This is a genomic window from Thiocapsa sp. UBA6158 (assembly GCF_002423035.1).
Classification (GTDB): Bacteria; Pseudomonadota; Gammaproteobacteria; order Chromatiales; family Chromatiaceae; genus Thiocapsa.
This window is the reverse complement of the sequence record NZ_DIUM01000133.1, coordinates 1-4999: the sequence shown is the minus strand read 5'-3', so window position 1 is coordinate 4999 and position 4999 is coordinate 1. Positions and strand designations below refer to the sequence as shown.

The 4999-nt window shown below is 62.6% G+C and carries 3 protein-coding genes; all 3 read left to right on the top strand.

Annotation, left to right across the window (positions count from 1 at the left end):
- Window positions 1-177 precede the first annotated feature (177 nt).
- Window positions 178-840: a hypothetical protein gene (locus B4N44_RS17740; protein ID WP_296703751.1), complete on the top strand. Its 663-nt coding sequence runs from the start codon at window positions 178-180 to the stop codon at window positions 838-840.
- Window positions 837-3365 (top strand): PglZ domain-containing protein, encoded by a 2529-nt coding sequence (locus tag B4N44_RS17735; protein ID WP_296703748.1) that lies wholly within the window; start codon window positions 837-839, stop codon window positions 3363-3365. Before B4N44_RS17740 ends, B4N44_RS17735 begins: the two co-directional genes overlap by 4 nt.
- A partial coding sequence (brxL, locus tag B4N44_RS17730; protein ID WP_296703746.1) for a BREX system Lon protease-like protein BrxL occupies window positions 3355-4999 on the top strand: 1645 nt, incomplete at its 3' end. The genes B4N44_RS17735 and brxL, both read left to right, overlap by 11 nt.

The following is a 4999-nucleotide window of genomic DNA, read 5'->3' as shown; positions in this document are numbered from 1 at the left end:
GGCACGTCCCCATCGCGCTGAAGATCGCCCCCGACCTCGACGACGCCCAACTCACCAACATTGCCGATGCCTTGCGCCGTCATCGCATAATGACACGGGCGTCACGCCGCCCCATTCCACCACCACGCCGGCATCCTGACCGACGACCCCGGCCACCCCCACGACCTTACCGGCCTGATGGAGGCGGTGTTGACCCGCGTCCAGGCCCCGGTGCCCGCCGATCTCCGCCGCTGGCTGCAACGCGAGTTCTTCCCGTTCCACTTGCAGCGCTACAGCAAAAGCCGCCGCAAGGCGCCGATCTACTGGCCGCTCGCCACGTCATCCGGCAGCTACACGCTCTGGCTCTATTACCCCAGCCTGACCAGCCAGACGCTCTACACCGCGGTCAACGACTTCGTGGAACCCAAGCTGAAACAGGTCACGCAGCAGGCGACCACGCTCCGCACTAAGGCCAGCGCCCGCACTCGAGACGAAGACAGAACGCTCGAAACCCTGCTGACCCTGGAAGCGGAGTTGATCGAACTGCGCGACACAATGCTGCGGATCGCGCCGGACTATCATCCGAACCACGATGACGGCGTGCAGATCACCGCCGCGCCGCTCTGGCCGCTGTTCCGCCACAAGCCGTGGCAGAAGCTGCTGAAAGACACCTGGGCAAAGCTGGAAAACGGTGACTACGACTGGGCCCACCTCGCCATGGCCTATTGGCCCGACGAGGTGCGGGAAAAGTGCAAGACCGACAAATCCCTCGCCATCGCCCATGATCTGGAACAGCTTTACATCGAACCCCCGGCCAAGCCCGCCAAGCCCCGCGGCCGCAAGAAGGGGGCCGCCGCATGAGCATCGCGGCCTTCATCCGGGAAGACATCTTCCGTGACCGCCTGAAGAAAGCCTCGGCCCTGGTCGTCTACGATCCGGATCGCCGCTACCGGGACATCTGCTCGGCCATGGAGGATGACGCGACCGCGGTCGTCGATGCCAGCGAAAGTAGCATCGAGGCCCGAGAGGCCGCGATGCTCGCCTTCGCCTCCCTGGGGCGGCCGAACCATCCCCAGTTTCTGCTGGTCTATGTCCCCACGACGCCGCCTTTGACCGATGAGGCGCGACAGACCGACCCCTTCGCCGTTTACGTCGCCTGTGGCGCCCAGTTCCCCAGCGGCGATGGTGACGGGTTCGAAAGCCTGTGCCGCAAAGCCAAGCCCGACCACGCCACGGAACTCCTCCGTTTGTTCGCCGAGAATCCGTCTCCGTCCTTCGCGCTGATCGACAATATCGGCGGGGGCCTGTCCTGGCCGACATTGCGGACCTGCCTGAACGTCGAATCGGCGCGGGAAATCATCCTCGCGCTGCTGGCCCCCACGCCCCGGCAAGCCGAGCAGTTGAAGACGCAAGAAGGATGGGTGCCCGAGGCGAAGGCGCTGCTGGATCGTTCGCTCGGCCTGAAGCTGATGACCCGGGGCAAGACGCTGACCCCGATCGCGGATGAGTTGTGGCGGTTCCTGCTGTTCAGTGAGTTCGCGTTCAGTTTGCCCACCGGCTTGCCCGCCGCCCTATCCAACGTGCCCCGCGCGCCGGATGTGGCGCGACCGACGATCGAGATGCTGTGCGACAAGCTGCGCGGCGATCCGGCGACGCGGAGCGAATACATCACGCGCGCCGAGGTGGTCGAAGGCGAATTGCGTCTGGCCGAAAGTTGCACGGCGCTGGTCGACCTCGGGAATCGCGGCACGTTCCCGTTTGAGGAGCGGACGTCCCTGGCCGCCGCCGTGAAGGCGTTGCTGACCGAGGATATCGACGGCGCGCGGGTCGTCGTCGCGCGCCACGGCGGATCGGTGTGGGTCGGCAAGGGAGAGAGCCAGGCGCAATGGGGGCTGGTCGAGGCCGGGTTGCATCTGGTGGAGGCGAGCGAGGATGCCGATCGCCAGATCGTGGAGAACAGCCGCGGGTTGGACGCTCTGATCGGGTTCTATGCAGCCTCGCTGCGGGAGGTGGATCGACTACAGCGGGAGTTCGAGCAGGCGGTCGGCGATTACGTCCCGGTTGATACGTCGCTGTCCGATGCGGTCGATTATTGCCGCCGGCGGTATGCGCGGCTGGTGGAGAAGGTGCAGTCCTTGTTCACCCGGCATTTTGAGGCCACGGGATGGCCTCCGCCGGGTCGTCTGTCGAATGCTGATGTGTTTGACACGATCGTCGCTCCGATGTTGCAGGAGAGCGGGCGGAGGGTGGCGTTCATCATGGTGGACGCGCTGCGCTATGAGCTCGGCGTGACGCTGCACCGGCAGCTTGCGGAAACCGAGCAGGCCGAGATCCGGGTTGCCTGTGCTCAGCTTCCGAGCGTGACGCCAGTTGGCATGGCCTCCCTGCTGCCGAGCGCGGGGGGCGGGTTGCGGGTGATGCGGGACGGGGATGGGTTTTGCGTGACGCTGGACGGGGTGCGGATGGCGGGCGTTCCCAGCCGTATGCAGGTGCTGCGGGCGCGGTTCGGGGATCGGTTCGCGGAGACGCAGCTTGATACGTTCATCCGGGCCAAGGAGAAGGTGTCGGATGCGGTGGAGCTTTTGGTGCTCCGGACGCTCGATATCGATGGGCATCTGGAGAATAACCCGTCGGGGACCCTGACCACGCTGAATTTGATCCACCAGTCGTTGAAGGCGATCCGTCGCGCGGTTCACAAACTGAAGCAGGCGGGGTTCGCGGATGTGGTGATCGCGACCGATCACGGGTTCGTGCTGAATGCTCATGCCGAGGCGGGGGATGTTTGTGGCAAGCCCGCTGGCGGATGGGCGGTCGTGCATGATCGCGCACTGCTGGGGGAAGGGGAGGGTGACTCCGGTAACTTTGTGGTCGCGGCCGAGAAAGTGGGGGTGCGGGGCGATTTCCCGAAGCTGGGCGGTCCCCGGAGCATGGCGCCGTATCGCCGTGGGCTGCTGTATTTCCACGGCGGTGCGTCGTTGCAGGAGGCAGTTGTGCCCGTGATTACCGTGCGGTTGAAGCAGGTTCGGCAGCCCGAACTTGCGGCGGCGACGGTGGCTCTTTCCTACAAGAACGGCGCCAAGCGGGTGACGACGCGATTGCCCGTGGTGGACCTGGCGGTTGAAGGAGAGAACATGTTCTCCTTGGGCGAGGCCTTTGAGATTTTGCTGGAGGCGCACAACAAGAAGGGGGAGACGGTGGGGGAGGCCAAGCGTGGGGGCGCGGTGGATGTCGCCACGGGGACTGTCACCGTGAAGCCGGGTGGGAAGGTGCAGGTGACGGTCAAGATGTCGATGGAGTTCGAGGGGCGGTTCACCCTCAAGGCCCTGAACCCGGTGACGATGGCGCAATACGCATCGCTGGACCTGGAGACAGACTATGCCGTCTGAGTACGTGATGGATGCTCTGGATACCAAGCTGAACGAGGTGTTTGATGGGAAGGTTGTCCGAAAGGACCTTCTGCATCGGATCAAGAAGGGGACGAACGTTCCGACGTTCGTTCTGGAATTCCTGCTCGCCCGCTATTGCGCGAGCAACGACCCGGCGGAGATTCAGGAGGGCATGGAGGCGGTCCTGTCGACCCTTCATGAGAACTATGTGCGGCCGGATGAGGCGAATATCGCTCAGTCCCGCGTGGCGATGAAGGGCAAGCACAAGTTCATCGATAAGGTGCATGTGCGGTATGTCGAAAAGGAAAAGCGGCATTGGGCGTCGCTGGAGAATTTTGCATCTCAGCGGATCGCCATTGGTGAGAAGTTCTACCGGGACAATGACCGTCTGCTTGAAGGGGGGATATGGGCTGAGGTCGTGATTGCCCACAACGACATCGATGAAGACGGTTACGCGTTTTACGTCGAGGATTTGCGGCCGATTCAGCTCACGCGGTTTGATTTTGCCGCCTACGGGGAAGCCAAGAAGGCTCTCAACCGCGACGAGTGGATGGATGTCGTGCTTCGTTCGGTTGGGCTGGAGCCTGCGCAACTGACCCGGCGGGTGAAGCTGCATTTTATTGCGCGGCTGGCGCCGTTGGTCGAGCCGAACTTCAACTTCATTGAGCTTGGTCCGCGTGGGACCGGGAAATCCTACTTTTTCAGTGAATTTTCACCCTATTCGACGCTGATCAGCGGCGGGCAGGCAACCAAGTCGGTGTTGTTTTACAACAATGCTCGCCATCGGATTGGCCTGGTCGGATTCTGGGATACGGTCGCGTTTGACGAGGTCGGTGGGATCAAGGTCCGGGACCCGGATACGATTCAGATCATGAAGGACTATATGGCCAATGGCCGCTTCTCCCGCGGCGTCGAGGTCATCGCGGATGCCAGCATGGCGTTCGTCGGCAATATCGACATGTCGGTCGAGCAGATTGTCCATTCGACGGATTATGACCTGTTCCAGCCTCTCCCGGAGCAGTTTGATCTTGCCATAATGGATCGCTTCGCCTGCTACCTGCCGGGCTGGGAAATGCCGAAGAACAGCAGTGCTTTCCTGACTGATCGGTTCGGTCTCATCACTGACTATCTGGCGGAGGCCTTCCACCACCAGCTTAAGCACAGCAACCGGTACGAGGAGGTCAGCAAGCGGGTGAGACTGGGGGCCGCTGTGGAGGGTCGTGATGAAAAGGGCATTAAGAAGACCCTGTGCGCGTTGCTCAAGATCCTCCATCCGGCGGATGCTCCGACGGATGAGGAATTCGACGAGTATGTGGCATACGCCGTCGAGTGCCGACGGCGAGTCAAGGAGCAGATGAATAAACGGAAGCCGGACGATGAATTCGCGCGCATTGATCTTTCCTTCTTCGATCGGGATGATCAGGAGGTTGTGGTTCATTGTCCCGAAAGCCGCAGTGCCGCGGCGACCCTGGAACCAGCGCGTCGACGGCTGCGCGCCAAGTCCGAGGAGACGGTTGGGATTGTCGAGGTTACGTCGCGGCCCGCAGTCGAACGACCTGCTGAGGTGTCGGAACTGACGGATATCTCCGGGCCTGCTCCAACACAAGTTGAGCCGACCGAACGCCACTACACGA